At 59.3% G+C, this 5,426-nt stretch carries 2 protein-coding genes; both read left to right on the top strand.

Annotated elements, in window-relative coordinates; genetic code table 11:
- On the top strand, positions 1 to 420 hold a 420-nt coding region (locus tag WCA53_RS26935; RefSeq protein WP_423917848.1), incomplete at its 5' end, for a DedA family protein.
- Positions 421 to 866: 446 nt separating this feature from the next.
- A complete protein-coding gene (locus WCA53_RS26940) occupies positions 867 to 4,757 on the top strand; it encodes a YadA-like family protein (protein WP_423917851.1) in 3,891 nt (1,296 codons plus the stop codon).
- The last annotated feature ends 669 nt before the right edge of the window (positions 4,758 to 5,426 follow it).

The following is a 5,426-nucleotide window of genomic DNA, read 5'->3' on the forward strand; positions in this document are numbered from 1 at the left end:
GTGCTCGGCAACACGGTGAACTACTGGATTGGCCGCTCGATCGGTCCGAAGGTCTTCGATACCCATATCCCCGTGCTCGAGCGTTTCCTCGATCGCGAAGCGCTTCGCAAGACGCAAGGTTTCTACGAGCGGCACGGCGGCAAAACCATCGTGCTCGCGCGCTTCGTGCCTATCGTGCGGACGTTCGCGCCATTCGTCGCCGGGGCATCGGCGATGAAAGCATCGCGCTTTCAAATGTTCAACACAATCGGCGCGCTGATCTGGGTGTTGCTACTCGTGTTGCTCGGTTATTTCTTCGGCAATATCCCGTTTATTCGCCAGTATCTGAACGTGATAGCGCTGATCGGCGTGTGCGCGGCAATCGTGCCGATCGCGCTGGGCGCGTTGTGGAAAGTCACGCGGCGCAAAGCCGGCAATTGACAAGGTTGTAGTTGGAACGAAAAAGGCCGCTCATCCGAGCGGCCTTTTTCGTTGGCGCCTTGGGGGCAGTACGTATTCGTTGACCGGACGACCGTGCTCAAGCCAATTTTATCGATACGGTGGTGCGTCTGGACTGATCACGGCTCCACTCTCTTTCTGTCGATGCATTCACTGCCTTTCCCGGAGTAAGAGACTGTTGCGGCGCACGCAACGCTCTCTAGGACTGCGCCTATCCAATGTCTTATCTCATCCTAATAAAGTATGTCCTGACGCTAGGTGCGACGCGCAGAACCTCTTAAAGCTTCCTCGTTATCCCGCCGCCGCCTGTGACCTCCGGGACTGTTCCCGACGGGTTTGGAGCTAGCCATATCGAAGCGCCGGTTCGGAATGTTCCGAACCGGTTTCCAGTCAAGAAATTGGGCATATTTTTAGGAATACATATCATTATGAACAAGTCATTCAAATCAATTATGAACAAGTCGACGGGAACGTATGTGGCAGCGGGTGAAAACGCGAAGTCGAAGGGCAAGTCGTCGAAGAACAAGCTGGCGACGGCGCTGGCATCGGCTTCAATGGCGGTTAGCGCGGCGGCCGCCATGTTGTCTCCGATTGAGGGCTCCGCACAAAACGTGGCGTATATAGGTAGCGAATCCAACGGAACGGATTACTGCTCTAAAGATGGCGGCAACATGACAACTTGTACTCCGTGGACTTCCAATTTTACGAAGGTGTCTGGAACGCGTTTCAGCTATTTGACTTCTAAAGACGGTACGGATGAAGGAGGCGTATGGGCGGGGAACTTGTCCTCGGGAATATTTTTTGGCAACGGCCCAGCCGGTATGAACGCAGTGGTGTTGGATGCCAATGGCACAACGATTTCTGGCACCAATCTCACGCTGAAATCGACGAACGGCATCAATGTGTCATCGAGCAAGATTGTCAACGTGGCAGAGGGCGACGTAACCTCCGCGACGAGCATGGACGCGGTGAATGGGTCGCAGCTTTTCCATCTCACGGATGGGTCGACAGCTATGAATTCCGCGTATGTCAAGGTGAACGGGAAGACAGCCGCTTCGGCGACCAGTACAAACGGCATAGCAATTGGCTCGGGCGCGCACGCCGATACCGGAGCGTATAACGGCGCCATCGCTATCGGGGAAAATGCGATAGTAAATAATTCAGGCTACTATGGCGGGATGGCGATTGGTTCGGGCGCTGTGGCGAGCGGTGGTATGGCGTTTGGTTTTAACGCCAATGCGGTGAACCAATCAACAGCTATTGGCCGTGAGGCGTCAGCAAGCGGAACTGGGTCGACGGTAGTCGGCTTCTATGCAAAGACCTCGGACGCTAATACCACGGCGCTTGGTTACGGTTCTTCGGCTGCCGCCGCTGGCAGCGTCGCGTTGGGTTACGCTTCAGTGGCCAGCGTAGCCAATACTGTTTCTGTCGGTAAGGTTGGCTCAGAACGCAAGATCGTGAACGTGAAGGCCGGCGACGCAACCTCCGCAAACAGCACGGATGCGATGAACGGCGGCCAGTTGTTCGCAACAAACGAGAACGTGACGATCAACGCCCAAGACATCACGACAAACGCGCAGGCTATCAGCACACTCAACACCCAGATGGTCGATGCGGTGAAATACGACACGACCATCCACGACACTCTGAAGCTGAGTGGCACGGCCGGCACGAAGATCACCAACCTCGCGGCAGGTACGCAAAGCACCGACGCCGTCAATGTGAGTCAGCTCAGTTCGGTCGTGAACACGCTCGGCGGCGGCGCAGCGCTTAACAGCGACGGCACGATCAAGGCACCGTCATATACCGTTGGCGGAAAAGCACAGGCAACCGTCGGCGCCGCGATTACCGCGCTCGATACCAACGTATCCACACTCAGCACGACCGTTGCGGGCCTCCAGGACGGAAGCAGCAAATACCTGGCGGCCAACGCTGCGTCGGGAAATAGTTCGGGAGCTTCGGCTATCGGTTTAGGGAGCATTGCTATCGGCGGTCATGCCACCGCCGACAACACGGGTGGCGCGCCGGCTTCGATCGCCATCGGGTCCGACTCCTTGGCACAGGCCTATGCGGCGACGGTCATTGGTCCGGGTGCAACAGCAACGGCCACAAACACGGTCGCGCTGGGCACGATGTCCCTTGCGGATCGCGCTAACACTGTTTCGATCGGCAGCGCCACGAGCAAGCGTCAACTGGTCAACCTTGCTGCCGGGACGCAAGACGCCGACGCAGTCAATCTCGCGCAGATGAAGCTCGCGGGGCTGACCACCGACACGGCCGGTGTCTTCACGAACTCGTTCGTCGCTTACGACGCCAAATCGAAGGCCGTCATGACGCTGGGCGGCACGTCCGGCACGAAGATCACGAATCTGGCGGACGGGGACGTCCTGGCATCGAGCAAGGATGCCGTGAACGGATCGCAGTTGTTCGCTGTGAAGCAGAGCATCGCCTCGCAAGGCGGTGCGCTCGCCGACGCCGTCGCCTACGACTCAGCCGCACACGATGCCATCACGCTCAGCGGCAGTGCCGGCACGACGATCAAGAATGTGAAGACCGGCGTTTTATCGGCGGCCAGCACCGACGCAGTGAACGGCGCGCAGTTGAACACCACGAATCTGAATGTCGCGAAGAACGCCACGGATATCGCGAAGAGCACGACCGATATCGCGGCAAACAAGACCGACATCGCGAAGAACGCCACCGACATCGCCGCAAACAACACCAACATCACGAAGAACATCGCGGATATCGGCACATTGAACACGCAACTCGGAACGCTGAACACGCAAGTCGGCAGCTTGAACACCCAAATTGCCGATGCCGTGAAGTACGACACGTCGTCAGCTCACGCCATCATCACGTTGGGCGGCGTGTCGGGCACGAAGATCACAAACCTGGCGGACGGCGATGTGCTGGAATCGAGCAAGGACGCGATCAATGGCTCGCAACTCTTCGCTGTGAAGCAGAGCATCGCCTCGCAAGGCGGTGCGCTCGCCGACGCAGTGGCCTACGACTCAGCCGCTCACGACGTCATGACACTCGGCGGCACGTCCGGCACGACGATCAAGAACGTGAAGGACGGCGAAATCTCCGCCACTAGCACCGACGCCGTGAACGGTTCGCAATTGAACACCGTCGCTGAAAACGTGAAGAAGAACACGACCGACATCGCCAGCCTGAACAGCTCGATGAGCGACTTCAACAACGGCTTCTCGGGCCTCGCACGCCAGGATGTGCTCACCCGTTCGATCAGCATCGGCGCGAATACCGATGGCAACTCGATCAGCATGGCGGGAACGCAAGGCGCACGCAGCGTGACCGGTGTCGCGAAGGGCGCGGTCAACGCATCCAGCACGGACGCGGTCAACGGTGCGCAACTGGCTCAGGTTTCAGCGAGCACGGCGGCGGCATTGGGCGGCGGTTCGAGCATCGATGCAAACGGCAGCGTCACCGCACCGACCTACACCGTCGGCGGCACGCAAATGCATGACGTGGGCTCGGCATTCGACAATATCGATGGCCGGGTGATGCAGAACAGCGCGGATATTGCCGGCATGAAGGGCGACATCATCGCGGTAGCAAGCGGGCTGAACCCGAACGCCATCAACTACGATTCCGCCGATCACAACAAGGTTACGCTCGGCGGAACGGCCGCGACGGACCCCGTGCAACTGACGAACGTGAAGGCGGGCGAACTATCGTCGACCAGCACTGACGCCATCAACGGTGCGCAACTGAACGCGACCAATGAACGTGTCGGCGTCACGGAAACCGCGATCGCCGGGTATCAAGCGGCGGGGCTGGGTTACATGACGGTTAATTCGTCGGCGGCTAGCGGATCGAAGCCCGTGGCATCGGGCCAGGACGCAGTGGCGATCGGCGTGAACGCTGCGGCCTCCGCCAGCAACTCGGTGGCGCTCGGTGCGAATTCTGTCGCCGACGAAGCCAACACGGTATCCGTAGGCTCAGCCGGCAACGAGCGTCGCGTGACAAACGTGGCAGCGGGCGTCGGCGGCGCGGACGCGGTCAACATGGTCCAGATGAACCAGTTGCGCCAGGACGTTGGTAGAAGCATGACGGCGTTGCAAAGGTCCGCGTACGGTGGCGTAGCCGCTGCCATGGCGATGCCCAACCCGACGCCGAGCGCACCCGGCAAGACGGTCGTCGGCGCAGGTCTGGCCAACTACAAGGGCTACAGCGCAATAGCCGCTGGCGTGACGCATCGCTCGGCGAACGGCAAGTGGCTCACGAGTGGAGCTGTCGCGGCAACACCGGGCGGTGACGCCGGCGTGCGGGCTCACCTCGACTATGAGTTCTGATCTCAGCACTTGAAATTGCGGTAAGAAAAGGGGGCGATCCGGATGTTCGGGTCGCTCTTTTCGTATTCGCCCGGCACGGCACACTGACGGGCGGTTGACGCAGCAGCTTCACCTCTTCTCAATCATCAGCGCAAGCGCTTTTGGAGCCCATGGTGCGCCGCGTCTTCGCCGCCAAAACGTAAAAGGTTAGAATGCCAAACGGTAGAGCGGGCGGAAATTCATCGGTTGATATAAACGATTTCGATGAACGATTTCAGCGATTCGTGAACAAAGGTTAAGTGTTTGATGCTGGCGAAGGGTTCGAGGTGCGCTTGATGATGCGGGAACGAGTAAGAAGTAGAGCAGAAGCAGCATGCAACTGGCGTCGTCTCAGGTTGGCGGTGGCAGTGTTGGGCGTGGCGGTGCTGGTCGCGGGCTGCGGGATTTTCGGCTGCGGCGGCAGCGCGACGAACGGTGGGGCTTTCGGCGGATGCGGAGCCGGCATGCGGTTCTGAGCGTTCAGGCGCGGCTCGGGAATATTGATAACAGGAAGTCAGGGAAAACGGCAAGCATGGCGGTATCGCGTTCAAGTCATACAAGAGGGGCCGTCGTCGGCCGGGTGGGCGTACTGGGTGTTATCAGCACGCTCGTTTTAATCGGCGTGGCGGGCTGCTCTACGGCGCTTACGCC

It is taken from the genome of Caballeronia sp., from assembly GCF_049581465.1.
In the GTDB taxonomy this organism is placed as follows: domain Bacteria; phylum Pseudomonadota; class Gammaproteobacteria; order Burkholderiales; family Burkholderiaceae; genus Caballeronia.